The sequence below is a fragment of the Gemmatimonadales bacterium genome, assembly GCA_030697825.1.
Taxonomy (GTDB): domain Bacteria; phylum Gemmatimonadota; class Gemmatimonadetes; order Gemmatimonadales; family JACORV01; genus JACORV01.
This window is the reverse complement of sequence record JAUYOW010000317.1, coordinates 1-25931: the sequence shown is the minus strand read 5'-3', so window position 1 is coordinate 25931 and position 25931 is coordinate 1. Positions and strand designations below refer to the sequence as shown.

General features: G+C 69.3%; 28 protein-coding genes. 12 read left to right on the top strand and 16 right to left on the bottom strand.

The window, feature by feature from the left end; translation table 11 throughout:
- Together Q8Q85_15790 and Q8Q85_15785 are read left to right on the top strand one after the other, a co-directional pair.
- Positions 1 to 787 (top strand): AI-2E family transporter (locus tag Q8Q85_15790; protein ID MDP3775721.1); only part of this gene is annotated, 787 nt, incomplete at its 5' end.
- Complete coding sequence (locus tag Q8Q85_15785; GenBank protein MDP3775720.1) at positions 784 to 1173, top strand: RidA family protein; 390 nt, start codon at positions 784 to 786, stop codon at positions 1171 to 1173. The genes Q8Q85_15790 and Q8Q85_15785, both read left to right, overlap by 4 nt.
- Before the next feature lie 676 nt (positions 1174 to 1849).
- Here Q8Q85_15785 and Q8Q85_15780 read toward each other — a convergent pair.
- The 3 genes from Q8Q85_15780 to Q8Q85_15770 all read right to left on the bottom strand — a co-directional run bounded on the left by Q8Q85_15780 (position 1850) and on the right by Q8Q85_15770 (position 3687).
- Positions 1850 to 2425 (bottom strand): hypothetical protein, encoded by a 576-nt coding sequence (locus Q8Q85_15780; GenBank protein ID MDP3775719.1) that lies wholly within the window; start codon positions 2423 to 2425, stop codon positions 1850 to 1852.
- 760 nt (positions 2426 to 3185) lie between these two features.
- Positions 3186 to 3422 (bottom strand): hypothetical protein, encoded by a 237-nt coding sequence (locus tag Q8Q85_15775; protein MDP3775718.1) that lies wholly within the window; start codon positions 3420 to 3422, stop codon positions 3186 to 3188.
- The gene (locus Q8Q85_15770; protein MDP3775717.1) at positions 3409 to 3687 is read right to left on the bottom strand and encodes a BrnT family toxin; all 279 of its coding nucleotides are present in this window, start codon (positions 3685 to 3687) and stop codon (positions 3409 to 3411) included. The genes Q8Q85_15775 and Q8Q85_15770 overlap by 14 nt, the downstream gene beginning before the upstream one ends.
- A gap of 580 nt (positions 3688 to 4267) precedes the next feature.
- Here Q8Q85_15770 and Q8Q85_15765 point away from each other — a divergent pair.
- A complete protein-coding gene (locus tag Q8Q85_15765) occupies positions 4268 to 4735 on the top strand; it encodes a hypothetical protein (protein ID MDP3775716.1) in 468 nt (155 codons plus the stop codon).
- A gap of 416 nt (positions 4736 to 5151) precedes the next feature.
- Here the strand turns inward: Q8Q85_15765 and Q8Q85_15760 are convergent, their stop codons facing one another.
- From Q8Q85_15760 to Q8Q85_15735, 6 genes are all read right to left on the bottom strand, one after another.
- Positions 5152 to 5787, bottom strand: coding sequence for a hypothetical protein (locus Q8Q85_15760; GenBank protein MDP3775715.1), 636 nt, complete (start codon positions 5785 to 5787; stop codon positions 5152 to 5154).
- A gap of 83 nt (positions 5788 to 5870) precedes the next feature.
- Positions 5871 to 6800 carry a GNAT family N-acetyltransferase gene (locus tag Q8Q85_15755; GenBank protein ID MDP3775714.1) on the bottom strand — a complete coding sequence of 310 codons (930 nt, stop codon included), beginning with the start codon at positions 6798 to 6800 and terminating at the stop codon, positions 5871 to 5873.
- 25 nt (positions 6801 to 6825) lie between these two features.
- Positions 6826 to 9273 carry an SMC family ATPase gene (locus tag Q8Q85_15750; protein ID MDP3775713.1) on the bottom strand — a complete coding sequence of 816 codons (2448 nt, stop codon included), beginning with the start codon at positions 9271 to 9273 and terminating at the stop codon, positions 6826 to 6828.
- Between the two features lie 4 nt (positions 9274 to 9277).
- Complete coding sequence (locus tag Q8Q85_15745; GenBank protein ID MDP3775712.1) at positions 9278 to 10462, bottom strand: metallophosphoesterase; 1185 nt, start codon at positions 10460 to 10462, stop codon at positions 9278 to 9280.
- A gap of 23 nt (positions 10463 to 10485) precedes the next feature.
- The gene (locus Q8Q85_15740; protein MDP3775711.1) at positions 10486 to 10764 is read right to left on the bottom strand and encodes an Lrp/AsnC ligand binding domain-containing protein; all 279 of its coding nucleotides are present in this window, start codon (positions 10762 to 10764) and stop codon (positions 10486 to 10488) included.
- On the bottom strand, positions 10761 to 11276 hold the full coding sequence (locus Q8Q85_15735; GenBank protein MDP3775710.1) for a hypothetical protein: 516 nt from the start codon (positions 11274 to 11276) through the stop codon (positions 10761 to 10763). The genes Q8Q85_15740 and Q8Q85_15735 overlap by 4 nt, the downstream gene beginning before the upstream one ends.
- A gap of 80 nt (positions 11277 to 11356) precedes the next feature.
- On the opposite strand from Q8Q85_15735, the gene Q8Q85_15730 reads away from it, so the two are divergent.
- The gene (locus Q8Q85_15730) at positions 11357 to 12547 is read left to right on the top strand and encodes a Xaa-Pro peptidase family protein (GenBank protein ID MDP3775709.1); all 1191 of its coding nucleotides are present in this window, start codon (positions 11357 to 11359) and stop codon (positions 12545 to 12547) included.
- 33 nt (positions 12548 to 12580) lie between these two features.
- Here the strand turns inward: Q8Q85_15730 and Q8Q85_15725 are convergent, their stop codons facing one another.
- The 3 genes from Q8Q85_15725 to Q8Q85_15715 all read right to left on the bottom strand — a co-directional run bounded on the left by Q8Q85_15725 (position 12581) and on the right by Q8Q85_15715 (position 15641).
- Positions 12581 to 13081 (bottom strand): DUF1572 family protein, encoded by a 501-nt coding sequence (locus Q8Q85_15725; protein ID MDP3775708.1) that lies wholly within the window; start codon positions 13079 to 13081, stop codon positions 12581 to 12583.
- A 152-nt stretch (positions 13082 to 13233) separates the two neighbouring features.
- Positions 13234 to 14475 (bottom strand): pyridoxal phosphate-dependent aminotransferase, encoded by a 1242-nt coding sequence (locus tag Q8Q85_15720; GenBank protein ID MDP3775707.1) that lies wholly within the window; start codon positions 14473 to 14475, stop codon positions 13234 to 13236.
- Entirely contained in the window at positions 14472 to 15641 is a 1170-nt protein-coding gene (locus tag Q8Q85_15715; GenBank protein ID MDP3775706.1) for a P1 family peptidase, read from the bottom strand. The genes Q8Q85_15720 and Q8Q85_15715 overlap by 4 nt, the downstream gene beginning before the upstream one ends.
- 112 nt (positions 15642 to 15753) lie before the next feature.
- Between Q8Q85_15715 and Q8Q85_15710 the strand changes: the two genes are divergently transcribed.
- From Q8Q85_15710 to Q8Q85_15695, 4 genes are all read left to right on the top strand, one after another.
- Positions 15754 to 16629, top strand: coding sequence for a hypothetical protein (locus tag Q8Q85_15710; GenBank protein MDP3775705.1), 876 nt, complete (start codon positions 15754 to 15756; stop codon positions 16627 to 16629).
- Positions 16630 to 16712: 83 nt separating this feature from the next.
- Entirely contained in the window at positions 16713 to 17183 is a 471-nt protein-coding gene (locus tag Q8Q85_15705) for a MarR family transcriptional regulator (GenBank protein ID MDP3775704.1), read from the top strand.
- 80 nt (positions 17184 to 17263) lie between these two features.
- Positions 17264 to 17869, top strand: coding sequence for a YceI family protein (locus Q8Q85_15700; GenBank protein MDP3775703.1), 606 nt, complete (start codon positions 17264 to 17266; stop codon positions 17867 to 17869).
- A 116-nt stretch (positions 17870 to 17985) separates the two neighbouring features.
- A complete protein-coding gene (locus Q8Q85_15695; GenBank protein ID MDP3775702.1) occupies positions 17986 to 19302 on the top strand; it encodes a DbpA RNA binding domain-containing protein in 1317 nt (438 codons plus the stop codon).
- 63 nt (positions 19303 to 19365) lie between these two features.
- On the opposite strand, the gene Q8Q85_15690 is transcribed toward Q8Q85_15695, so the two are convergent.
- Positions 19366 to 19656, bottom strand: a complete 291-nt coding sequence (locus tag Q8Q85_15690) for an HU family DNA-binding protein (GenBank protein ID MDP3775701.1) — start codon at positions 19654 to 19656, stop codon at positions 19366 to 19368.
- 169 nt (positions 19657 to 19825) lie between these two features.
- Here Q8Q85_15690 and Q8Q85_15685 point away from each other — a divergent pair, with 169 nt between their 5' ends.
- The 4 genes from Q8Q85_15685 (at position 19826) to gcvP (ending at position 24537) form a co-directional block, all read left to right on the top strand.
- Positions 19826 to 20431, top strand: a complete 606-nt coding sequence (locus tag Q8Q85_15685) for a thymidine kinase (GenBank protein MDP3775700.1) — start codon at positions 19826 to 19828, stop codon at positions 20429 to 20431.
- Between the two features lie 89 nt (positions 20432 to 20520).
- On the top strand, positions 20521 to 21135 hold the full coding sequence (coaE, locus tag Q8Q85_15680; GenBank protein MDP3775699.1) for a dephospho-CoA kinase: 615 nt from the start codon (positions 20521 to 20523) through the stop codon (positions 21133 to 21135).
- A 78-nt stretch (positions 21136 to 21213) separates the two neighbouring features.
- Positions 21214 to 21603: a glycine cleavage system protein GcvH gene (gcvH, locus tag Q8Q85_15675; GenBank protein ID MDP3775698.1), complete on the top strand. Its 390-nt coding sequence runs from the start codon at positions 21214 to 21216 to the stop codon at positions 21601 to 21603.
- 72 nt (positions 21604 to 21675) lie between these two features.
- Complete coding sequence (gene gcvP / locus Q8Q85_15670; protein MDP3775697.1) at positions 21676 to 24537, top strand: aminomethyl-transferring glycine dehydrogenase; 2862 nt, start codon at positions 21676 to 21678, stop codon at positions 24535 to 24537.
- Between the two features lie 60 nt (positions 24538 to 24597).
- Here gcvP and Q8Q85_15665 read toward each other — a convergent pair whose 3' ends face one another.
- From Q8Q85_15665 to Q8Q85_15655, 3 genes are all read right to left on the bottom strand, one after another.
- Positions 24598 to 25011: a PIN domain-containing protein gene (locus Q8Q85_15665; protein ID MDP3775696.1), complete on the bottom strand. Its 414-nt coding sequence runs from the start codon at positions 25009 to 25011 to the stop codon at positions 24598 to 24600.
- Complete coding sequence (locus Q8Q85_15660; protein MDP3775695.1) at positions 25008 to 25241, bottom strand: CopG family transcriptional regulator; 234 nt, start codon at positions 25239 to 25241, stop codon at positions 25008 to 25010. Before Q8Q85_15660 ends, Q8Q85_15665 begins: the two co-directional genes overlap by 4 nt.
- Before the next feature lie 44 nt (positions 25242 to 25285).
- The coding region (locus Q8Q85_15655) for a hypothetical protein (GenBank protein ID MDP3775694.1) at positions 25286 to 25931 on the bottom strand (646 nt) is incomplete at its 5' end.

The window sequence follows — 25931 nt, the reverse complement described above, 5'->3', positions numbered from 1 at the left end:
GCTGCGGACCCGCTTCCTGGCCTCCAGCGGGAGCATCCTATCGGAGAGCCAGGCTGAGGGTTTGCGGAACCTCCAGCCCGCGGACCTCGTGGGCATGGTGAATGCGCGCTGGGCGGAGATCGCCCGCCGGATGTGGTCGGCGCTGCTGGGGGTCGGCAAGGGCGTCAGCGTGGCGTTAACCGTCCTCGGATACCTGATCGTCACGCCGGTGGTGACCTTCTACCTCCTCAAGTCGTGGAACAAGTTCACCGCCCGGATGGAGGAACTGGTCCCCCCCGCGAAGCGCGCCGGCCTGTTCGGTTTCCTTGCCGAGTACGACCGCCTCCTCGGCCGCTACGTGCGCGGCCAGCTCGCCGAGGCTTCGCTGGTGGCGGTGCTGACGGGCGGCGCCCTCGCGATCCTCGGCTTTCCGGGCGCGCTGCTGGTCGGCGTGATCGCGGGGATCGGGAACCTCGTCCCCTACATCGGCCTGCCGATCAGCATCATCCCCGGCGTGCTGTTGGCGCTCGTTTCGGGCTCGGTGTGGCCCTCGCTCCTCAAGCTGGTGGTCGTCTTCGGGGTGGTGCAGTTCGTGGACGGGTCGATCACCGGGCCCCGCATCGTCGGCAAGTCGGTGGGCCTCGATCCGGTGTGGGTGATGATCGCGCTGGCGCTGTTCGGCAGCCTGCTCGGCTTCGTGGGGCTGCTGGTGGCGGTGCCGCTCGCGGTGATGGTCAAGCTGCTCGTGAAGCAGGCGCTGGAGCGGTACCGGTCGTCGGACCTCTACGCTGGAACGGCGACGACGTGAGGCAGAACATCTCCAGCGGAACGCCGTGGGAGCCGATCGTCGGCTACTCGCGCGCCGTGCGGGTCGGGAACGTGATCCACGTGGCGGGCACGACGGCGACCGATGCGAGCGGAAAACTCGTCGGCTACGGGGACCCATACGCGCAGGCGATGCAGGCGCTGCGCAACATCGAGGCGGCGCTCGCCCAGGCGGGAGCCGGCATGAAGGACGTGGTGCGTACCCGGATGTACGTTCGTCGGATCAGCGACTGGCAGCTGGTGGGGAAGGCCCACGGTGAGGTCTTCGGGGAGATCCGGCCCGCCACTTCGATGGTGGAAGTGAGCGGGCTGGTGGACCCGGAGATGCTGGTCGAGATCGAGGCCGACGCGATCGTCGGCGACTATTGATCTTCGCGTAATATAGTTACGGTTATGCAAAGAGGTCTGCTTGCTTCCAGAACGCCCGATCAGCGACGGTCGACGGCGCATGCGACGGAGGGCGAGGGGCGCGTCGAGGCCCCCGTCGTGATCACTGATCCGGTAAACTGGTCCCTGCGGGCCGCCTGCCACCGCTCGGCCCAGTTGCTCCGGCGCATCTTCGAGGTCGACCCCCTCAGGTGCCCCGCTGTTCCGGCCTGATGCGCATCGTGGCTGTCATCACCGACCCCCCGGTCATCACCCGCATCCTCGCCCACCGGGCCCCGGGCCTCGCGCTCGCCCCGCGCTCCCGAAGTCCACCCCGGGCCCGACGCCGGCCCTCCGCCCTCGCCACCGGCGCCCCACCTCGGTAGCCCCTTCGTCCGGTAGCCCATTCCCGCTCGTCCCCGCTCCCAAATCCGGATCCGGGGCCTCTCGGCGTGCCCGCCGCTCACCGCCAAGCGCTCGCCGCCCGCTTCAGCGCCCAGCCGCAACCCGTGCTGGCCCCGAACCCACCCACCGACCCGCTACGTCCTTGACGCGCCGATGCCCCGCCCAGATACTCGGACCGGTACGAAGGAAGTTCCTATCCGTGGACTACGTCCGCTTGGCGGACATCCACGTGCGGCACCACACGAAGCAGCTGCCGGCGCCCGCGTCCTAGCGGTCAGCGGCAGCATGGGCAGCCGGTGAGCGCGGCGAGCGAATCCACCGGCGCCGCCGCGGCGCACTGCCGCGCGTAGCCCGATCCCGTCCAGCGGTAGAACTCCAGGTCGAGCACGTCCGTGCCCGTCAGCTCGAAGTCGCCGCGCAGGTCGCGGAATCCCAGCGCCGCGGACTGGAGCACGGTGAGCGTGGTGGCGAACACGTGCAGCGCGCGCAGGTAGCGCCCGCCGCCGCACCCCACGAACACCGCGAAGTCGGCGCCCTGCGAGCCGGTGGACCCGTAGTCGGCGATGAAGTCGGTGCGCCGGTCACCGTTCAGGTCGCCGCGCCAGTACAGCCGCTCGATGCCGTTGCGCTCGAACAGCGCGGAATCGGCGACCGCTGGCAGCGGCCGGCCGACGGCGGGAGGGAGGGAAGACAGGCGGGCGAGGGACCCCGTGGCGGGACACGACCAGCCCTGCTGGCCGCCGGCGAGCGCGATGTCCCCCGGCGGCGCGGTGGCGCCGGCATCCGGACGCGACCCCGGCACCGCGATCGCGACGGGCACGGCGATGGCGAGCGCGAGTGTGAAGCGCATGACCGCGACCTCCGTTCATCCTCCCTGGTTATGGTGCGGACCGCGGCGGGTCACGGCAACCCGCGCCCGGCGGCCGCGCCCCGCCGCCAAGCTTGAGCGCACGTGCTGGCCGGGGCTTGGCACCTCGGAATCGAAGGCGTCAGAGCTGCCCCTAGGAGAGCTGCGATGAGGAGAAGCACCTGTACTCGCCCACCGCCACAGCTCACTGAGATCTCCTAGAATAACCGGTGCCACCTTCTACGTGGGCGCAGCTGTCAAGCTGCCTTCGTTGTGAGGACACGAAAACCTCATCCAGTATGCGCCATCGGCGCCTGCGAAGCGCGGGTGAGTGACCCCATCTAACGGTCGGTTCACTCGGCGAACCCGGCAGTAGCCACGGGCCACTCGATCCAGCGTCAACTCGGCGTGCCCAGCCGGCGGCTACGCTTTCACCACCCTGGTTGCTACGGAACTCGATGAACGCGGGCTCCTCGAGATCGAGATAGTCTCGCTCCCACAGTTCCATGGCGGTTATCGTCGTGCCAGGGAGGTATCTGGGACCGTCTCGGTGAGAGGCGACGGCTCGCGCTCAACGGTCGCGAGTTGATGAGCCCATAATGGCGCATGGACGCCACCGTGTGTGACGTTCGACCCGATACTCAAGCACTCGCCGCTTCGCCGCGCGCGGCAGGAGCAGGTGACCAGGAAGGACGACGGCGGCGAGCTGCGCTCGCCGCAATGGGACTACTGCGACCCCTTGACAGGTAACTTCTTAATGGTGTTAGGCGGTGCGACGACGGGAGCGGCGCGGCCTAGCTGGCGCCGCATCCAGAATGGCGCGGAGAGCCCGGTTGACGGATTGGGAATCGGGATAGGCCGCTGCGACGTCGGGCTCGAGCAACACGACCGTCACATCGCGTGGGAATCGGCCAGCATACTTGCCGCGCACGCCGCCGGAGAAATCATACTCGGGGCGCATGGTGTCGCGGTCAATCGGCTGCTTCCTAGTCTTCTTCATAGGTCACGCGTTCGGCGCGTGTGGCCGGTCGGGCGTTGATAATGCGAATCTGCTCACTTACCTCGATATGCGCAACCACCAGCAGGCGACCGCGGACCGAGAGCCCCACCAAAATGCAGCGCTCCTCTGCAGCTGAGTGCTCGGGGTCGGGTATGGTGATTGAGAGAGGGTCGGCGAAGGCCGTGAGCGCTTCCTCGAAGCTCACGCCATGCTTCCGGAGATTGCTGGCGGCCTTCTTGGGATCCCAAGCAAACTCTAGGGCCATGCCATCGCTCTAGCGGGGGACACTGCCATTCGCACCGCCTAACGACTTGCGTTTCTGCTGCGCGGCCAAGATGCCGTACCCGAGTCGTGAGTTGCAAGACGAACGACTCGGACCCTCCGCTCACACCGCGACAGCAGCAAACGCTTGTTAGGCATCGCCCCGCGACGGTAGAGGCGCACTCTTGGCCTGGCACCAGGGCATCGTCGGACCTGGGGGCGCCTCCGAGGTCGTCTCTTCCAGGGCCCTCTTCGCTGACTCCCTGTAAGCGGATTTCGCTAGCTGCCTCGCCGCGGCCCGAAACCTGAGGCTTGAACCCGGATACGCTCGACTCAGCCAGCGCCCAGTCCAAGCCGATCGCATCGCTCAACCAACAACCTGCAGAAGTTGCGCATCGCACTAACGCAGAATACTTTGTTATACAAAGTATAACTTTGTGATACAAAGTATATGTGTCTCCTTCGGCTGCAGTTCTTCGCCGGACGGCGTCATCAATGCCGAGTCGGCTCTGGGGGCAAGTGGAGGAAGTTCGGCGTACCGGCAGCATCGATGGTAGAAGATCCAATTGCACAGGGAGGTAGCAATGAAGAAGTGGCTGAGACGCATCCGCGGTGCAGTCTTGATGGGCCTGACCTGGGCCGTCGTGTGGGTGCCGGTTGGGTTGCTGATATCGATGATCGTGGATCCGGATGGGTCCATGGATGAACCGTGGATATTGGTGGGAGCGTACCCGGGCTTCCTCAGCGCTGTGGTCTTTTCCATGGTGATTTGGATTGCAGAGCGCCGCCGCCGATTCGATGAGTTGTCGCCTACACGAGTGGGCGCCTGGGGGGCGGTGGCCGGTCTGTTGGTGGGAATGGTTCCGTTTGTTGCGGGCTCGAACTCCACCAATCTCCCGACGTGGCTGCTGATGTTCGCAATAATTGGTCCCATCACTCTGCTGAGTGCAGTCTCGGCCGGCGGTTCGCTGGCGCTAGCGAGAAGGGCGGAGAAGCTAAACTTCCTCGACGCCCGTGCGGACGTGGCCAAGGTGGGGGTTACCGGAGGCTAGGGGCAGGAGGTGCTCCGAGGCAGGGCGCTGATCTCTGCCAGCAAGGGTGGCCCGAGCGATGCCTAACTAGTTCTTAACTGCAATTGGGCCGCTTTTACCGACGGCGATACAGACGTCGAGAAAGCCCGTAAGCCACTCCCTCCGCGGGCACTGGCCGCAGGCGTAAACGTGCGCCCCATCACTCCTTGCGGCAAGGGCTGGCGGCGGCCGGTCGTCGGGTTACGGACGAGAATGGCGTGCGTAAGGGAATTCGGCGCGCAGTTGGCGCTTGGCGGCCCCTGCGCGGCCTCAGAGCCGGTCCGAGCGCCAGAAACGTATTCAACTCACTTATTGCGTTACGCACTCTTTAGGGCCTACCGTGGCTGGCCGCGTGCTTCAGTACCCGCGTCCCCAAGCCGTGGTCCCGATTCGGGCCACTACGGCCGCTGTCCCGTCCCGTGCTCTCGCCGCTGGAATTGCAGGAACTGGTGAATCGCCGCGACCGCCTCGGAGTCCCGACTCGCGATCCGCAGCGCCGCCCCTCTCGGCAGGACTTCCACCGTATACGTGATGAGCGACCGCTTGGCGGCCATTACGCGCGTCCCCGGCACGTCCTGCGCGTGCACCAAGCCGGGCGCGTCGAAGTCGGCGTCCGCGAACTTGCCGGCGATCTCGGCGAAGTGCCGGCGGATCGCCGCGGCGCCGGCGGGGTCGGCGCCGTCACGCTGGAGCTCGATGCGGCCACCATCGGGCAGATCGTCGAACCGGTGCGAGGAGGTGTACTGGTCCACGCCCATCACCTGCTGCCCGCGCTGTTGCATGCCGGCGAACGCCGTGTCCAGCCACCCGCGGCACACCACCTGCTGCTCGGCCCCGGGACGACGGCAGGCCGCCGCCGTATCGGCGGCCGTGCGCCTCACCGGCTGCTGACCGCCATGGACGTGAGTGTCTCCCTGATGCTGCCCACCCTGATGCTGGCCGCCGGGGGGCGCGCCGGTGTGCTGGGCCGCGAGCATCCGGACGCCGACAAGCGGCGCGATCAGCAGCAACGAGACTGCGAGACGGGATGCCATTGGCTACTCCGGGCGAGGAGCGGTGCGACGCCGGCCGAGTGTACCCGGTACGCCGCACCGCATCCGGAGTTCCCCCGCCACGGTCAGATCTCCCAGTTCGACCACAGGATTCCACGCTCCGGGCGCCGTTCGGGATAGCCGTCCAGGGTCATGCGCAGGTCCGACCAGCGGACGCGGAAGCCGCGACCGATGAGCGTACGGTAGACGTCGCCGTACGAGGACTGGCATCGGATCGCCAGCCTCCGGCTCCCGCAGCGATGCGCCCACGCGCCGGCCACGCCCAGGGCCGCCAGCAACGCCTGCTCGTCCACCGCCGCCGCCTTGAGCACTCGCACCTCGTCACGGCCCCCTCCTTCCGCGAGCGGCGTGGCGTGACAGAGCACGAACGCCGCGAGCGCCCCCCCCTGCTCGACCGTGACCACGTCGCCGAGCGCCAGGTCGAGCGTCAGTTCGATCTCGCGCCGGAAGTCGTACCCGGGCGCGAGAAGCTCGACCAGGCGGCCGATCTCCGCCACCCGTTCGGCCCGGCGCGGCGGGTCCAGGTCGCCGAGGAGCGCAGCCTCGCCTTCGCGAGGGCCGCGCGCGACGGTCTCGATCGTCATGGTGAGCGTGAGGTTGCCGGGGATGAATCCGAGTCGGCTGTAGAAGCCGATGTTGTCCACGGTGCGCGGCATCGTCTCGAGGCCGATGGTAGCGGCGTCGCGTGCCTTCAGCCAGTCGATCGCCGCCATGACGACCTCCTTTCCAAGGCCGGCCAGCTGGCGATCGGGCCGCACGCACAACGGCCCCATCCAGGCTTCGGTGCCCGAACGGTGTGCGATGTTGAACGCGACCAGCCGGTCGGCCTCGTCGCGCCAGGCCATCGCGCCGTCGCCCGCATCCGCGATAGCGTACCGCCAGATGGCGTCATTCAGGAACGGTACGCGCACGCCGACCAGCCCGTCACGCCGGTACCGGTCGGTGAACGAGTCGGAGAAGAGCCGGTTCATGGCCGGGATGTCGCGCTCGGTCACGGGCAGGGGCCCGTGGGCCGCGCGCTCAGGCCGCCACATCCGCATCGGCCCCCCCCAGGTTCGGCGGCAGGGTGCGCTCCTCTGTCACCACCGCGCAGCCATCCGCCTCGTCGTAACGCACGCGCAGCACGCGGTCCAGACTCTCGCGCACCCCTTCGATGTGAGTGATGAGCACGACCTGCGGGAAGCGCGCCTCGAGCGCCCGGAGCAGATGGACGACCTGGGTACGGCGCGCCTCGTCCAGCGAGCCGAAGATCTCGTCCAGCACCAGCAGCGAGAGCGGCTGACCCGACCGGTCCGCGATCATCTGGCTTACGGCGAAGCGCAGAACGAGGTTCGTCAAGTCCTCCTCGCCACCCGAGATCACCGGCTGCGGCTGACCGTCCTCCAGCACGGTGACGTGGTACTCCTCGTCGAGGTCGATCTCATCGTAGCGGCCGTCGGTGAGCGCCGCCAGGAAGTCGGCGGCCAGCGACGCCAGCTCCGGGCGCATCTCCTGGTTCAATTCGACGCGCAGGTCGCCCAGCGCGCGATCCAGCTCGTTGTGCAGCCGGAAATCGCTCTGGACGGCCGCGACGCGCGCGGCGCGCGCGACCGCCTCCTGCTCGGCCCGCTCGGCCGCGGCCAGCGCGTCCGACGCCGCGGAGAACTCGGCCCGCGCCACCGCGACGTCCAGCTCCGCCCGCCGCCACGCCGTCTCGAGCCGCTGCATCTCGTGTGCCGCCGCCTGGTACCCCTCTTCCGTGAAGGCCATCGCGGTCAGCTCCCGCTCCGCGGCCGCCAGCTGCTCGACCGAGACGGTACGCTGCCCCTCGGCTTCGTGGAGAAGGGCGGCAAGCCGTACCGCGCGCTCGGCTTCCGCCGTCAGCCGCTGCGCCCGCGCCACGCCGGGTTCCAGTTCGGCCACCGCGCGCCGGATCTCCTCCCGCCGCCCGGCGTCGTACCCGCCGCGCAGCGCCGAGATCTCCTCCCGGAGGCGCGCCGCCCGTTCGTCGAGCCGCCGGAGCTGCTTGTCCAACCCGATCGCCTCCTCGGCGGAGCGGGTCGCAACGGCGAGCGACTGCGCGCCACGCTCCACGGCCTCGGCCAGCTGCCGGCGATGATCGTCGAGCGCATCGAGGTCGGCGGGAGGCGCCTGGAGTTGATCCATGCGCGACCGGAAGTACTGGCCGTTCATCGTGACTTCCGCGAGCTGAGCGTCGAGGAGATCCATGACCGAGCGGAGGTGTTCCGCGCCGAGCGCCTGACCGCACGTCGGGCACACTCCGGTCTCACCCGCGGCGATGATGCGCTCGCGCTGCGCCTCAAGGTCACGGTACTGGTCGAGCAGTGACTGTCGCTTCGACTCCGCATCCTGCCGCTCCCGCACCCATCCCGCCTGCCGCTCCTCGTAGACCCGCTCGGCATCCTCCTGGGCGAAGCGGTCCGTCTCGAGCCGCTCGACGATCTCCCTAGCCTCCGCCGCCGCGCCGCGAGACTCGCCGAGACGCTGCTCCAGCTCCACCCGCTGCTTCGCGATCTCAGCCAGCTGGGTCTCCAGATTGTCCCGCCGCGCTGCGTCGCCCGCCAGCGCGTCCTGCTCGGCGAGCGCGATCCGCTGCCGCTCGTACTCGGCCACCCGCGGCGCGAGCCCTTCGAGCTCCGCCCGCGCGGCCGAGGCCGCCGCGTGCTCGGCCTGGAGACGCGCGATGTGCTCGACCACCTGGCGCACCCGTTCCTCGGCCACCCGCCGCTCCGTGACCAGCGCTCCGTACCGCTCGCGCAGCTCCGTCAACTCGCGGAAGACCGGGAGGTACTGGTCGCTCGCGGAACGCGTGGAGTCGAGCGCGTCGCCAGCCTCCGCCAGCCGGCGAGCCGCCTCCTCGCGCGCCGCCGCGCGGCGCTCGCGCTCCGCCGCCAGCGCGGCCGGATCGGGCCAGCCGACCTCGATCGCGGACAGCTCCGCCCTCAGCTCGCTCCGGCGCTGGCGCACCCGCTCCTGCGCCAGGCGCAACTTGTCGTAACCGAGCAGCCGCGACAGGAACTGGCCGCGCTCGGTCGGCTTCATCGTGGCCATCAGGGCCAGCTCCTTCTGGCCGGTGAAGTAGGTGTTGAAGAACTCGTCGCGTGACATCCCGAGCACCCGGGTGAGTCGACTCGAGACCTCGTTGATCGTGGTGGCGATCGGTTGCGGCGCGGCGTCGAGGAAGAGGTCCGCCCCGTACAGCGTGCGAACGACCCGGTACTCGTGGGCGCCAAGCCCGAACTCCAGCTCCACCTTGACTTCGGACCGCACCTTGGCACGGCGCCAGCGGATCGAGTCCCGCGTGCCGCGCGCCGCCTCCATGCCGTAGATCGCCCACGCGATCGCCTCGAGCAGCGTGCTCTTCCCGGTCCCGTTCGGCCCGATGATCCCGGTCAGCCCCGGGCCGAACTCGATATCCGTGTCCCGGTGCTGGCGGAAGTTGACCAGGTGGAGCCGGTGGAGGCGCATGAGGCTACGCCCCGCCCTCTAGTACCGCGCGCTCGACGGCGTCCATATAGGACCGACCGAGCGCGACCAGCCGGCTCCGGTCCAGCTCGGCGTCCAGAGGCCGGCGAGAGAGATAGTCTTCCACTCGCAGGGGAAGCGGGCGGGAGGTGCCCGGCCCCGCGTTGCCCGCGCTGCGTCGCACCGGCTCCGGACGGCGAAGGTCGAGATGGAAGTGCAGCGCCTCAGCGCGCACGGCCCGCAGCGCGGCGTGGTCGAGCGCGTGCGCGATGGCTCGCGGAACGTTGTCGACCACGAGGCGCACCACCGCGCCGGACACCCCACCCGCCAACTCGGCGAGCCGGCCCTGGATCGCCGCGTCCAGCTCGGGCGAGGTCATGCCTTCGCCGTCCAGCCGCGTGAGATCGTGGACCGCGCGCCCGGGCGGGAGAGGCACGCGCTCGACTGCGCCCGTCTCGAGGTCGGCGATGAGGAAACCCTTGGACACGTCGCGCCGCCGCTCTTCCTGCGCCTCGCCCCAGATGTTCGGGCTGGTGTACTCCAGCGATCCGCTGTACCACGCCCGCGGCGCGACCTGGTGCACCACGTGGTAATGACCGAGCGCGACGTAGCTCCACTCCCCGGCGTGCAGGTCCTCGGCCTCGACCCGGATGCCGCCGTAGTCGCTGGCGCCGTTCTCCGGGAAGAGACCCGCGATCTCGGGGTGGAGAACGAGGATGTTGTGTCGCGCGTGCCCTTCGGGGCGCCAGTCGCGGCCGGACCGGTCGCCGAGCAGCGCGGCGTGCGGGACCGCGAGCACCGACAGGCCGAGTCGCGGCACCTCGATGCGGCGAGCCGTGTCATCCACGACCTCCACCCCCAGGCTGCTCATGAGCTTGAGGATGGACCCCGCCTCTATCGAGCGCGGCGTGTCGTGGTTCCCGGCGATGAGCACGATCGGGGCGTCAGGCAGCGTGGACCGCAGGCGCGAGAGCTGGGTGAAGGCTTCGATGATCGAGCGATTGGTCGGCCGCACCGCGTGGAAGAGGTCGCCGGCGATAACGACGGCGTCCGGCGCGCGTGCGATCACGGCGTCGATGGCGCGCCGGAACGCCGTGGCGACGTCGGACTCGCGCTGATTCACACCCTCGGGATCCAGCCGCTGGAACTGGCGGAAGCCGAGGTGCGCGTCGGCAAGGTGGGCGACCCTCATTGCCAGCTACCCGTGCCGCCCGCTCATCTCCGGCCGCCGGTGAAGCCGGACTCGCGGTCCGCCTTCGAGTAGACGCGGAAGGCGCTGATCGTGTTGGTGCGGACGATCCCCGGGACCCTTACCAGCTGCTCCGTCACGATCTGCGCGATCTCGTCGTATTCCTTGACCTTCAGGATCGCGATCAGGTCGTAGTCCCCGGACACCGAATAGACCTCGGAGATGCCCGGTATCTCGGCGACAGCCTCGGCGGTCTCGGGGATGAGGTCGCGCGAGCAGCGGATCTGGATGATCGATGTGATCATGCCGCCGGCTCGTCGGCCGGGAACGGCGGCACGTTGGTCAGCCACAACCCGGCCAGCTCGCTCTGCTCGTCCACCTCGACGAGCAGCCCGTCCGCGACTCGCACGACCTCGAGGTGCCGGGCCGGCCCGACGCGGACGTGAAAGACCGACTCGGCGGCATTGGTCTCGATGGTGAGCGCCGTGTCCACCTCGACCGCGGCGACCGACGGCTGCGAGCGCCGGGTGGGCAGGACGACCTCCCCTTCCTTCACGTTGGCCGGCGGCTGGAGGGTCTGCACCGTCCGCACGTCCGGCCACACGACGACCTCGACGCCGCAGATCGCGCCGCCCGCCACATCGAGCAGGATGAACGAGCCGTCGCTCCCCTCCAGCTCCACCGAGCCGGTGAGGCCGGCGCCACCCTTCTCGATGCCCTTCACGGCTCCGGTGAGGATGTCGGTCTCCCCGTCCCAGCGGTAACTGACGCGGGGCACCTTGCCTTTGCGCTCGACGACGCGCGCTCCCAATGGCATGCGGCCTCCCTCTATCGTGGCACGGCCTGCGGCGGCTAATATAGGCCGAGCCAACAACCTCAGCCAGAGAAGCCAAACCCGTGCATCGACGCGACTTCCTCGCCGCCTCGGCGGCCACGTTCGTGACCGCGAACCTCGACCGCGCCGCTCCCGCCTCCCGTCCCGTCCGAGGCACCGTACCCGACCTCGGTCCCGAGGTCTTCCGCGCCCGGCGGCAGCGCGCCCAGGAAGAGATGGCGCGGCGCAACATCGACCTGCTCTTCTCCACGCCCAGCGTCAACTTCCAGTACCTCGTCGGCTACAACCCCGGCCGGAGCGAGCGGCTGATAGCGCTGCTGCTTCCCCGAACGGGCGACCCGGTCATCGTGGCGCCCTCGTTCGAGGTGGAGCGCGTGCGCCGCGGCGGGACCATCGGCGACGCGCGCGGCTGGGAGGAGCAGGAGGACCCGTTCGCGCTGGTGTCGCGCACCGCGGCCCCGTGGCGCGGCCCGCGGGTCGCTATCGAGCCGAGCACCGAGTACCAGACTGCGCTGCGCCTGGCCGATGCGCTGCGCGGCCGCAGGCTGGAGAACGGCGGGCCGGTCTTCGAGCGGCTCCGCATCCTCAAACAACCGGAGGAGTTGGCCGCGATCCGCGCGGCAGTGCGCATCACGGAAGACGCGATCGCGGCCACGTTCGCGTCGCTCGCCGTGGGCGCCACGGACCGCGAGGTCGCGGCAGTGGTCTCGCGCGAGATGAGCCAGCGCGGCTCGTCCGGCGGCGGCCTGGTCCAGTTCGGGCCGGGCTCGTCGCTGCCGCACGGCGGGACGGAGAACCGGCGACTGGAGCGCAACATGCCCGTGTTGATCGACGTCGGCTGCCGGATCGACGGCTACACGTCGGACATCACGCGCACCCAGTGGTTCGGCGACGCGCCGAGCGCGCGGTTCGTGCAGGTGTACAACACGGTACACAACGCGCAGACGGCGACCATGTCGCTGGGCCGGCCCGGCGTCCAGTGCCAGGAGATGGACCGCGCGGCGCGGCGCGTCATCCGCGAGGCGGGCTTCGGCGAGTTCTTCACTCATCGGGTGGGCCACGGGATGGGGATGGACGGTCACGAACCGCCCTACCAGGTGGAAGGCAACATGCTCCAACTCGAGCCGGGAATGGTCGTGACGGTGGAGCCGGGGATCTACCTGCCGAATGAATGGGGCGTGCGCATCGAGGACGACTGCGTCGTCACGGCGGACGGGTTCGAAGTCATGAGCCGGAGGCCGTCGAGGCTTTAGGTGCCCTAACGGCCAACGGCTAACGGCCTTCCTCTACTTGACCATAGTCTTCCGGAACAGGTCCTGCACGCTCCCCTCACGCAGCGACTTGGTCACGAAGACGATCTGCCCCACGTGATAGGCCCAATGGTGGCTCATCCGCATGATCGCCGAGATGACCGTCATCGTGGCTTCGATGTTCTGCGTGTTCTCCAGCAGCCGCTTCTCGTCGAGCCCGCCGATGATCCGGTCGGTCTCCGCGGCCGTCTCGTCCAGCATTCTCATCAGTTCGGCCTTGGGGACCGGGCCCTTCGCGGCGAACTCCGCGTCGCGGTCGCGGACGTAGCCGCTACCGCCCACCCCGCGGCCGAGAAAGTGCCTGGTAGAGCCGCACAAGTGGATGACGAGGTTGCCGACCGAGTTGCTCGTGGCGTTGGGCCGCCACCAGATCTGGTCGTCGGAGAGGAGGCCGAGACACTCGCGGATCTGGGCGGGAAGCTCCAGGACGAGGCGGTTCTTGGCGATGGTCGTGACGGAATCGGAGAGGGCGCTCATTCGGGCTCCAGGGGGCAGGGTTCGGTCAGCGTTGCAGAGTTGCAGCGGTCTGCAAGATCGCCGAGCTCAGGCGCAAGCTCGAGGACGATCCCGCCGCCCCGAAGCATACCATCACCGTGCGGAAAGCGGGGTACCGATTGGAGCCGTGACTCCTACGCCGTCAGGTGGCTGAACGGGTTCTCGCTCCTCTGCTCCGAGCGAAGCCGGGCGAACTCCCGCACCAGCCGTTCCATCCCTTCCTTCAACACCTCGTCCGAGGCCGCATAGCTCATCCGCACCCAGCGGTCGTCGCCGAACGCCGCGCCCGGCACCAGAGCCAGCGCCTCGTCGGTGATGAGCCGCCGGCAGAACTCCGTCGCCGTCGGCAGGTGCCGAGTGAAAACGTCGTCCACCCGGAAGAAGAGGTAGAACGCGCCCAGCGGCTCCACGTATTCGACGCCCGGCAGCTCGGTGCGGAACCGGCTCACCAGGTAGTCACGCCGCTTCCGGAACACCGCCGTCATCGCCGCGACCTCCGCCTGCAAGGCGTCGCTCCCGAACGCCTCCGCCGCCGCCCACATCGCGATCGTGTTGGCGCCGGAGGTGGTGTGCGACTGGAGCGCGTTCATCGTCTGCGCCAGCTCCCTCGGCGCCAGCGCGAAGCCGATGCGCCACCCGGTCATCGCGTACGCCTTGCTCGCGCCGTCCACCACGACCACGCGCTCCAGAAGCTCGTCCGGCAGGTCCAGGAACGACGGTGCCGGCCCCCCGCCGTAGTGGATCTGCCGGTAGATCTCGTCCGACACGATCCACACACCCTTCCGCTTCGCCCACTCGGCGATCGCCTTCAGCTCCGCCAGGGTGTAGACCGCGCCGGTCGGGTTGGTCGGCGAGTTGATGATGAGGCCCTTCACCGACTCGTCGTACTCGCGGTCCAACTCCTTCACCGAGACCTTGAGGCTCCACTCCGGGTCGCCCATCACCTCGACCGGTAACGCGCGGGCCAGATGCACGATCTGCGGGTAGCTCGTCCACGCCGGAGTCGGGACCAGCACTTTCTCCCGCTGGCCGAAGAGGCAGAGGCAGGCGTTGAAGAGCGACTGCTTGGATCCGTTGGAGACGACGATGTTGTCGGCGTTGACCGCGCGCCCGTTCGACAGCAGCGCCAGGCGCCGCGCGATGGCCGCGCGCAGCTCGAGGATGCCCTCGGTGGGCGCGTACTTGGTCTTGCCCGCCGCGATCGCGCGCGTGCCCGCTTCCGCCACGAGCTTGGGAGTGGCGAAGTCAGGCTCCCCGGCGCCGAGGTCCAGCACGTTCACCCCCTCGGCCTTGAGGCGCGCGGCCTCGCGCGAGACCGCGATGGTGGCACTCGGCGCGAGCGCAGCGACGTTGCGGGAGAAGAGGGCGTTGCTCATGGAATGACCCCGTGCTCGCGGAGGATGGTGACCACGGAATCTATCGGAAGCGCGGGCACCGCGCCTCTCACACCTCGAACCGTCTCGGCGCGGAATAGCGAGTTCACGATCGCTTCCTCCGTCGCCTCTACGACCGCCTCGAACAGCGGCGATATCTCGTCGTTCGCTACGACCTCGCTCGCGCGCGTCCGCCGGCCCGGCGCGAGCGGGCCGCGCCGCACCGATGTCGCGGTCGAGAACGCGATGGCGAAATCTCCGCTCCCGTTAGTCATGGGCGAGCCGGTGCGCGCCACGCCGAGGAAGGCACGCTGGGCAAGGCGCTCGAGCTGCCGCGACTCGAGCGGCGCGTCGGTCGCGATGACGATCATGATCGAGCCGTCAGCGCCGGGCACGCCGGATGCGGAGCCGCCTCCCGGTGTCGCCGAGCGCGTCTCGTCGCGCAGATAGTACTGTCCGAGCCGCCGGCCCACCGGGGCGCCGCCTATCGTGAGCACTCCCCCGAAGTTCGTCTGCACCAGCACGCCGACCGTCCACCCGCCAAGGCTCGCGGGCAACCGGCGCGAAGCCGTGCCGATCCCGCCCTTCCACCCGAAGGCGACCGTGCCGCGCCCCGCGCCGACGCTTCCTTCTTCCACCGGCCCCTCGCGCGCCGACCTCAGCGCCTGGAGCACGTGCGACTCGGTCACCGGCCGCCGCCGGATGGCGTTGAGCTGGCCGTCGTTCGTCTCGCCGACGACCACGTTGATCGAGCGTACGTCCTCGTTCCCGGGCAGGTCGAGCAGCCACGTGAGCACGCCGTCCGCGACGCGCGGGACGCATAGCGTGCAGGTCAGCAGGATGGGCGACTCGAGCTCACCCAGCTCGCGCACCTGCGCGATGCCCGTGAGCTTGCCGAAGCCGTTCCCGACGCTGACCGCAGCCGGGACCTTCTCGCGGAAGACGTTGCCGCCGTGGGGAAGGATCGCGGTGACGCCGGTGTTGATCGAATCGCCCGCGGCGACGGTCACCTGGCCCACGCGCACTCCCGCGACATCCGTGATCGCATTGAGCGGGCCGGCGGGCAGGATGCCGATGACGAGGCCGATGTCCCGCGCGCGGGGACGGGGATTCTGTGCCTCTAGGACTGGCGCGACCAACAGGAGGGTGAACAGGACGCTGCGACGCACGCCGCAAGATGCGGTGGCGGCGCCAAGAGTCAACGCCTGCGCCGAGCGCGGGCTTCGGCCCGCGATGCGCCCGGGCGGCGCTAGATTACTCGACGCGTATGCTCAACCGCCCATGAGAGCCCCCCGCCCCTGGCATATCGCCGTCGCCTTCGCGCTCCTCGCCCTCGTTTGGCTGCTCCTGCCGCACCGGACCGCCGAGCGCGGCGCGGCCCGCGCCCCCGAGCGCACCGCTGCACCCTTCCTCGCCGTGCCGCCCGATTCCGAGTTCTCCGGCCCGATCGAAGCAGAGCATCGCGTCGGTGAGTACCTGATCCGAGTTTACGCGGACACCGCCGCGAAAGAGAGGATCGTGGACATCAAGCGCGCGGGCCGGCGCGCCTTCGCCGCCCGCGCCGCGATGATCCGGATCCACGACATCGGGCGCGACATCACCGGCGACGGTGTCCCCGATGTCGTGGTCGAGACCTTCACCGGCGGGATCCACTGCTGCACTCAAGCCGTGGTGCTGGGCCTGGGCGACGCGCTACGGATTCACGGCACCATTGACGGCGCGGACGGCGACGTCGAGTTCGAGGACCTCGACCGCGACGGCGTCCTGGAGGCCCGCATCAACGACTGGCGCTTCGCGTACTGGCGCGACTACCCGTTCGCCGAGACGCAGGCGCCCGAGGTCGTCCTTCGCTTCAAGGACGGTGGGTACCGGCCCGCCTGCGACCTGATGCGCGAGGCGGCTCCTGACTCCACCACCCTCCGGGCGCGAGCGCGCGAGCTCCGCGACGACTGGGACGACGGCGACCCGCCCGCCGACCTTTACGGCTACGCGGTGGACCTGGTGTACCAGGGGCACGCCGACCTTGCGTGGCGGTTTCTCGACCTCGCCTGGCCCTCGGGCATTCCGGGCGAGGCCGAGTTCGTCCGCGATCTCCGGGCCCAGCTCTCGAACAGCCCGTGCTGGAGCGAGCCACCCTCCGCCCGGCCGGCGACCTAGGTCGGCGCGGCCAGGAGGCGCCGGGGTCCCGCCCGGCTGATATACCTCTTGACAACAGTCGTTATAACGACTAAGCTTGTCCCATGAGCCTGCGGGACCAGATCAAGCAGAAGCAGCCGTTCCGGAGCCTGGAGGAGGAAGTGGCGCTGAACCTGCTCCGGACGGCGAACGCCTTGGCCCAGGGCTTCGCCCCGCCGCTAAGGGAAACGGACCTTACGGGAACCCAGTACAACGTGCTCCGGATCCTGCGGGGAGCCGGCAAGGACGGCCTTCCCTGTGGCGAGATCGCGGCCCGCATGATCACCAAGGACCCGGACATCACGCGGCTGCTCGACCGGCTCCAGAGGCGCGGCCTGGTGGCCCGAGAACGCGACTCGGCCGACCGGCGCGTCGTGGTGACCCGCATTGCGACGGAAGGCCTCGCGCTGCTGGCCGAGCTGGACGAGCCTGTGATGGAGACCCACGCGCGGCTGCTGGGCCATCTCGGCCCGCGGAAGCTGCGGCAGCTCGCCACGCTACTGGAAGAAGCCCGCGCCAAGGTTCCGACCGACTGAGCGGGCCTGGCCGCGCCGGCCTCTTTTTTTCGGGAGTACTGTTGTTGTCACGACTAACGTCATAACACAGGAGTAGAACGATGAGCACGAGAGACATCCCCATCTGGGACATCGACGCCAGCCACTCGGGCGTGAACTTCACGGTCCGCCACATGGTGGTCTCGAAGGTCCGCGGCCGGTTCGCGAAGTGGGCCGGCACGATCGCCTTCGACGACGCAGCGCCCGAGCGCTCCAGCGTCGAGGTGAGCATCGAGGCCGCCAGCATCGACACCGGCGTGGCCGAGCGGGACGGGCACCTCAAGACGCCCGACTTCCTGGACGTCGAGAAGTTCCCGGCCATCACTTTCAGGAGCACGGGGGTCGCCAGGCGCGAGGACGGCTTCGATGTGACCGGCGACTTCACGATCCGCGACGTCACCCGCGAGGTCGTGCTCCCCGTGGTGTACGGCGGCCGCGCGAAGGACCCGTGGGGAAACCAGCGGACGGGCTTCGCGGCTCAGCTCACCATAGACCGGAAGGACTTCGGGCTGAAGTGGAACCAGTTGCTCGAGTCGGGCGGGCTGCTGGTGGGCGACATGGTCGAGATCCTGCTCGAGGTCGAGGCCGTGCTGAAGACCGCGGAGGAGAAGCCCGCGCCCGTGGCGGCGGTGGCGAAGCAGCCCGTGCTGGTGGCAGCCGCGGCGTAGGAGCGCTCGCTGAAGGGCGCCGGGGGGGCGGGGGCGGCGGTCACTACCTGGCCGCCGCCCCCGCTGCTAGCTTTGCCTAGCCGCATTCTTTGACATCCGAAACAGGGGAAGCTTCCGTGGACGCAGCGCCGGTCATTTCGCGTGGCCACAACGTGGCCGCATTCGTTCCGCCAGTTACGGAGGCTGCCCTTCCTTACGTCCTCCAGATCGACGACCGTCGCACCATCGTCATCACCGCCGACGCCGACCGCGCCGTCGCGTTCGCGAACGCGCTCGAATCCGGCCTCGTTGCCTTGGGAAAGAGCCACCTCGCGATCTCCGGCCTCGCGCGCGCCGAGCGCCGCCTCGCGGCGGGCGAGCCGGATGTCCTGTTGGCCGGCGCGGCCGACGCCGTCGTCCTGCTCCGGCGGTCCCTCCTCAAGCCGGCCGCCTTCGGCGCCATCGTGGTCGCGTGGCCCGAGCAGCTGGACGAAGAGGGCGCCGCCGCCCTCGAGGCGCTGCTCGCCGAGTGCGACCGGGATGCTCAACGGATCATCGTTTCCGGGGAGCCGGGGTCCGCGCTGGACCAGCTGATCGAGCGCTACGCATTCAAGGCGCTGACTTTCGGGCTTCCTCCCGCGGCCTCAGCCGGTGGATGGACTCCGCCACCACCCGTGGGGCCGGCCCGATACGTCGTGGCGCGCGCCTCACAGTTCGCCGATATCCGCCGCCGGGTACTCGACGCGCTGGCGCCGGAGACCGACGAATCCGTCGTCATCTCGACGTGCCCGGAGAGCCGCGCCGCCGCCGCCGCATTGAGCGAGACCGCTCCGCCCGGCCATCCGCCGGTGCTGGTGGTGGAGCCGCAGCAACTCTCCTGGCTGCGCTCGTTGTTCTCGCCCCTCTCACCTATCTCCATACCCACCGCCCTCGACGCTCTCGAGCGGCGCGCCGAAGCCTTGCGTGACCGGGTGGCGCGTACGATCGAGACCGAAGACCTGGACCGGGAGCTCTTCCTGATCGGCCCGCTGCTCGAGCGGTTCGATCCGGCGGTCGTGGCTGCCGCGGCGCTCCGGCTCGCCGGCGATCCGGCCCAGCCGGCCCGGCCGGCCCGGCCCGCCGCCGCCGGAAGGGCCGATAGCGGCTCGGCCGACGCCGGTGCGGGGGGTGAGGCCGGGAGTACGCCGTCGTGGTCCAAGATCTGGGTGGGGATCGGCAAGAAGGACAACGTGCGGCCGGGCGACCTGGTCGGGGCCATGACGAACCAGGCGAAGGTGCCGGCCGACGCGATCGGCAAGATCGACGTCCGCGACCTCTTCTGTCTGGTGGAGATCAAGGCCGCCTACGCCGCCAAGGCGGCGGCCGACCTGACCGGCGTCACCGTCAAGGGACGACGGCTGATCGCCCGGATCGACCGCGGCCCGGGCGCCCCGCGCCCCCCTCGAAGGGCCTGAAAACCAAGGCGCCACTACGGTTTCCCGGGGTGGCGCCTCGAAGGCTGAAGCGCGAAGCGAGGCTTACCTGGACTTCCTCACCGCGTCCTTCAGGCCCTTGCCGGCGCGGAACACGGGAGCGATCGAAGCCTTGATCGTGATCTCCTTGCCGGTACGCGGATTGCGTCCCTTGCGGGCGTTGCGCTTGCGCGTCTCGAAGTTGCCGAAGCCTGTGATCTGGACCTTGGCGCCCTTCTTGAGCTCGGAGGCGAGCACGCCGTTGGACGCGAATAGCGCCTCGACGGTCCGGCCGGCATCCGCCTTCGACATCTTGGTCTTGGCCGCCAGCGCATTCACGAGATCGGACTTGTTCACCGGGATGACTCCTTGCGTCGAGGGTGGGAAGACCGGGGCTCGATGCCCTGGAGATGGCCAATAACCTAGGTATCTCCTAAGTTCTCCGCAATAGGCGACTTTCGCGCTTGACCCCCATCGGCTTGGTTTTCATACTTCGACGCTCGCCATCTCCCACTCCGGACCAGGCATGTTCCACGGCACCCAACCCGGTTGGCTCGAAGTCATCAGCGGCGTGATGTTCGCCGGCAAGAGCGAGGAGCTCATCCGTCGGGTGCGCCGCGCGGTGATAGCGAAGCGAAAGGTGCAGGTCTTCAAGTCGCACCTCGACGATCGCTATAGCGGCGTGTTCACCGTGAGCAGCCACGACGGAACGATAGTCGAGGCCGAGCCGGTGCAGTCGTCGCTCGAGATCATGGAACGGGTGCGCGCCGACACCGAGGTGGTCGCGGTCGACGAGGCGCAGTTCCTCGACCACGGCATCGTCTCCGTGGCCAACGCGCTGGCCGACCGCGGCGTGCGGGTGATCCTCGCGGGCACCGACAGCGACTTCCGCGCCGAGGGCTTCGGTGCGATGCCCGACCTGATGGCGAGCGCGGAGATCGTGGACAAGATGCACGCGATCTGCGTGGTGTGCGGCGGGCCGGCGACCCGCAACCAGCGGCTCATCAACGGCAAGCCCGCGCCCTACGAGTCGCCGCAGATAATGGTGGGCGGCCGCGAGTCGTACGAGGCGCGGTGCCGGCACTGCCACGAGGTGCCGCGGAAAGATGAGGGTCAGGGTGCGCTACTCTAGGGGGAGCGGGGAGCGGGGAGCGGTTCCCTCAGCGTGCACCGCGGCCGCGGCGCGCAACCCAAGGTACCGCTCCCCGCTCCCCGCTCCCCATGCTTAGGGTCGGCCTCACCGGCAACGCCGCCGCGGGCAAGTCCACCGTCCTCGCGCTCTTCAAACAATGGGGCGCGGGCGTCATCGACTCCGACCTGCTCGCGCGCGAGGCCGTGGCGCCCGGCTCCCCGGCGCTGGACGCCATCTTCAAGCGTTTCGGCGGCGATCTCCGGCTGCCCGACGGCTCGCTCGACCGCGCGTCGCTCCGCCGCCGCGTGATGGCGAACGACGAGCAGCGCGCGGTCCTCAATGCCATCGTGCACCCGGAGGTCGCGCGGCTCTCGCAGAAGCTCGAGCAGGACGCGCGAGCCCGTGGCGACCGTATCATCGTAGCCGACATCCCGCTCCTCTTCGAGGTCCTATCGCCCTCGTCGTTCGACGTGGTGGTGCTGGTGGATGCGCCCGAAGCGGTGCGCCGATCGCGGCTCCTGGAGATGCGCGGCTACAGTCGCGAGGAGGCCGATGACCTACTCGGCGCGCAGCTGCCCAGCCGCCTCAAGCGCGAGCGGAGCCATATCGTCATCGACAACGACGGCACGCGCGAAGCGCTCGAAGCGCGCGCCCGCGAAGCCTGGATGGAGCTGGAGCGGAGAGCGCCGGCGGCCGGCGGCTGACGGCCCCGTTTTTCGCTTGACTTCACCCCGGGGCCCGGGTAGCGTTTGGCGGCCGAAACACCTGCACGCGGAGCCCCGATGTCGAACATCCCGGATCACCTGCTCTACACCGAAGAGCATGAATACGTCCACCAGACCGACACCGACGGCGTGGTCGAGATAGGCATCACCGACTACGCGCAGGGCGAGCTGGGAGACGTCGTGTACGTCGACCTGCCCGCTGCCGGGAAGAAGTTCGGCAAGATGGAGCCGTTCGGAACCATCGAGGCCGTGAAGGCCGTCTCCGAGCTCTACTGCCCCGTCTCCGGCGAGATCGTCGAAGTGAACGCCGCGCTCGAAGCAGACCCATCGCTCGTCAACCAGGACCCCTACGGCGCCGGCTGGATGGTCCGCCTCCGGCTCAGGAAAACCGACGACATGGACGGGCTGCTCAGTCCGGACGAATACGCCTCGCACATCGGACAGTGACCGTGCGAGCCGGGCCCGGGCCCGGCTCGACCGTCATTTGCGCTCCGCCAACTCCTCTTACTCATGTCCGACATGCTGACTAGTCAAGACGATTTCGCCGCCCGCCACATCGGCCCCGGCCCCGACGACACGCGCTCCATGCTCGAGGCCGTCGGCTATCCCTCGCTCGACGCGTTCATCGACGCGGTGGTGCCCCCGGACATCCGCCTGGGACGCCCGCTCGACCTCCCCGCCGCGAAGAGTGAAGCGGAGGCGCTCGCGGAGCTTCGCGGGATCGCCGCGCAGAACCAGGTATTCCGCTCGTATATCGGGATGGGATACCACGACACGATCACGCCGCCCGTGATCCTGCGGAATATCCTCGAGAACCCCGGCTGGTACACCGCTTACACGCCCTACCAGGCGGAGATCGCGCAGGGCCGGCTCGAGGCGCTGCTCAACTACCAGACGATGGTTTCGAACCTCACCGGCCTGGAGATCGCCAACGCGTCGCTGCTGGACGAGGCCACGGCAGCGGCCGAAGCGATGCACCTGACGCACGCGGTGGTGAAGGCCGGCGCCCACACCGTCTTCCTGGTCGACGAGCAGTGCCACCCGCAGACCATCGCGGTGGTGCGGACGCGCGCCGAGGTCCAGGGCGTCGAGATCGTGGTCGCGGACCCCGATCGCTTCGAGTTCAAGGGCGGAGTCATCGGCGCGCTGGTGCAGTATCCGGCGACCGACGGCCGGGTGCGTGACTTCCGCGCGCTGTGCGAGCGGGCCCACGCCGCCGGCGCGCTGGTCACGGCGGCTACCGATCTCCTCGCCCTCGCGGTGCTCACTCCGCCCGGTGAGTGGGGCGCCGACATCGCGATCGGAAATTCGCAGCGCTTCGGCGTGCCGCTCGGCTACGGCGGCCCACACGCCGCGTTCTTTGCCACCAAGGACCAGTACAAGCGGCAGCTGCCCGGCCGCATCATCGGCGTCTCCAAGGACCAGGCGGGGAGGCCCGGCCTTCGCATGGCGCTCGGCACGCGCGAGCAGCACATCCGCCGCGAGAAGGCCACCAGTAACATCTGCACTGCGCAGGTGCTGCTGGCCGTGTGCGCCGGGATGTACGCGGTCTGGCACGGCCCCGACGGGATCCGCGCCATCGCCGACCTCGTTCACGCCCGGACCCGCGGCCTCGCGACGGCGCTGAAGGCCCTGGGCTTCCGGCTCCTCAACCAAGCCTTCTTCGACACGATCGCGGTCGAGACCGACGCGGCGACGGCCGGGCGCGTCCACGAAGCCGCGCGGGCCAAGCGGATCAACCTGCGGGCGCTGTCGCCGACGCGCATCGCCGTGGCGCTCGACGAGACAGTAACGTCGTCCGACCTCAACGACCTCATCTCGGTGTTCGCTTTAGGCAGGGACGTACCGGCGCTCCGCGCCGACTCGCCGCGCGCCATCCCGCCGGAGCTGGCGCGGACCAGCCCGTTCCTAACGCACCCGGTCTTCAGCCGCTACCGCTCCGAGACCGAGATGCTGCGCTACCTGAAGAAGCTGGAGGACCGCGACCTCTCCCTCACTTCGGCGATGATCCCGCTCGGCTCATGCACGATGAAGCTCAACGCCACGACCGAGATGGTCCCGGTGACTTGGCGCGAGTTCGGCGGCATCCATCCTTTCGCGCCCCGCGAGCAGACGAAAGGTTACGCGGAACTCTTCACGCAGCTCGAGCGGTGGCTGAACGAGATAACCGGCTTCCACGCCTGCTCGCTCCAGCCCAACGCGGGCTCGCAGGGCGAGTTCGCCGGCCTGGTGGTCATCCGTGCTTACCACCGCGCCAACGGCCAACCACACCGCACCACGTGCCTGATCCCGGCCTCGGCGCATGGTACCAACCCGGCGAGCGCGGTGATGGCGGGGATGCAGGTGGTGGTGGTGAAGACCGACGAGCGCGGCGAGATCGATCTGGCCGACCTGAGGGAGAAGGCGGCCGCGCACCAGGACGCCCTCGGCGCACTGATGGTGACGTATCCGTCCACCCACGGCGTCTTCGAGAACACGATCAAGGAAGTTTGCCGGATCGTGCACGAGCACGGCGGGCAGGTGTACCTGGACGGCGCGAACATGAACGCGCAGGTGGGGCTATGCCGGCCGGGCGACGTCGGCGCCGACGTGTGCCACCTCAACATCCACAAGACCTTCTGCATCCCGCATGGTGGCGGCGGCCCTGGCATGGGGCCGATCTGCGTCGCGAAGCACCTAGCGCCGTTCCTGCCGGACCATCCGGTGGTGCCGTTAGGCGTGGCGCAGCCGTGCGGCACGGTGTCCGCGGCGCCGTGGGGGAGCCCGTCCATCCTTCCCATCTCGTGGGCGTACATCGCGATGATGGGGCCCGGCGGTCTCACCGACGCCACGAAAGTGGCGATACTCAGCGCCAACTACGTGGCGAAGCGGTTGCAGGGACACCTCGAGCTGCTCTACGCGGGAGCCAACGGCCTCGTGGCGCACGAGTGCATCCTCGACACGCGCCCGTTCAAGGCCTCCGCCGGCATCGAGGTGATTGACATCGCCAAGCGGCTGATCGACTACGGCTTCCATCCGCCCACAGTGAGCTTCCCGGTTCCGGGCACCCTGATGATCGAGCCCACGGAGAGCGAATCGAAGGAGGAGCTGGACCGCTTCTGCGACGCGCTGATCGCGATCCGCGGCGAGATCAGGGAGATCGAGAACGGCGAGGCGGACAAGGGGAACAACCTGCTCACCAACGCGCCGCACCCGCTGGCGGATCTGCTGGCCGACGAGTGGACGCGCCCCTACTCGCGCGAGCGGGCGGCGTTCCCGAGTCCCGCGACACGGGAGCACAAGATCTGGCCGCCGGTGGGCCGGATCAACGATGCGTGGGGCGACCGGAACCTGGTCTGCACCTGTCCGCCCATAGAGGCGTACGCCGAGACCACCGACTGACGCCGGGAGCCGTACCTCTTGCGCGAAGGGCCGCCGGGTGGCGGCCCTTCGTGCGTGCGGCTACGGCACCAGCCGAAGCCGGGGGCAGTGCGCCGGTCGCACCACGCCGAAGTCGCGCCGATCCGTCGTCAGAATGGTGGTCACGTCGAGACGCTCGGCCATCGCCACGATCGAGGCGTCCACGAACCCCAGCGGCAAGTCGGCGTACAGGCCGATGAGGTCCGCCGCCCGCGCGACGTCCGCGCCCTCGAGCGACTCGATCGGCAGCTCGCCGGACGCCAGCGCGCGCACGAATCCCTGCTCGGCGTGCACACCGAGCCGCTTGGCCAGCATGTACGTCACCTCCGGGATCACCGTGACCGGAACCAGGACCGGCTCGGCATTCGCCTCCCACCAGTGACGGGTTCGCTCGTGCCAGGCGTCGTCGCGGTGCACCATCGCGTAGAGGCATCCGGCATCGGCCAGTACGGTCACGCGTGAGGATCCGTCCAGAGCAACTCCTCGAAGCGCTCGGACACGTCGGGGTCGCCGCCGGACGCGATCCCGAAGAAGCTCGGCAGGGGACGCTTGCCGGCCTTCGGCTCCGCGACGTACTGCGCCACCGCCTCGCGCACGCACTGGGCGAAGCTCTTCCCCTCACGGCGCGCCAGCGCTTTGAGGCGCCGCTCCAGGGACGGTTCGATGAAGATGGTGGTGCGCTTCATATCATACATATTACATCACATGTATGACACAGGCAAGGCAGGCCCTACTGGCGTCTTTCCAGCCGCGCCACCTCGGCCCGCACGCTGTCGCGCTGGGGGATGAGCAGCGGCTCGGCGTCCTGCCGCATCACCAGGTAGGTCCGGTAGGCGCGGATCGCGCCCGCCGTGTCGCCCGCGAGCGCGGCGAGGCGACCTTCCTCGCGCCAGCAGCAGCCCTCGGAGAGTCCTGGCCCGTACATCCGCAGCCGGATGGCCGCGAGCGCCCGGCGCAGGTCGCCGCGCGATTCCCAGACCCGGGCGAGCAGGAGGGCCTCGTACCGGGGAACGAACTCGAGGATGAGCGTGTTCCGGAACGCCGAGTCGGCAGCGGCGATCCGGCGGTCGCCGTCCGCCGCGCCCGGCGCCGCGGCACGCAGCAGCTCGATCGCCCACGAACATTGTCGGGCCGGCTGCCGGAACCGCTCGGCATCCACGGGCGAGGTGTCGCCGTGCTGCGCCCGCCACAGCGCCACGAGACACGCGTTGGCGGCAACGGTGGTGCTGTCGCCGGTGCGGACCGCGGCCAGCCGCTCGACGCTCGACGCGGCGTCAAGGCCCGTCCCCTCGCCCGCCAGGGCGAGCTCCACCCTGAGCGCGTCGGCTTGGACCGCCGGCTCCGGCTCGAGACCCGACCAGACACGCTCGGCTGCT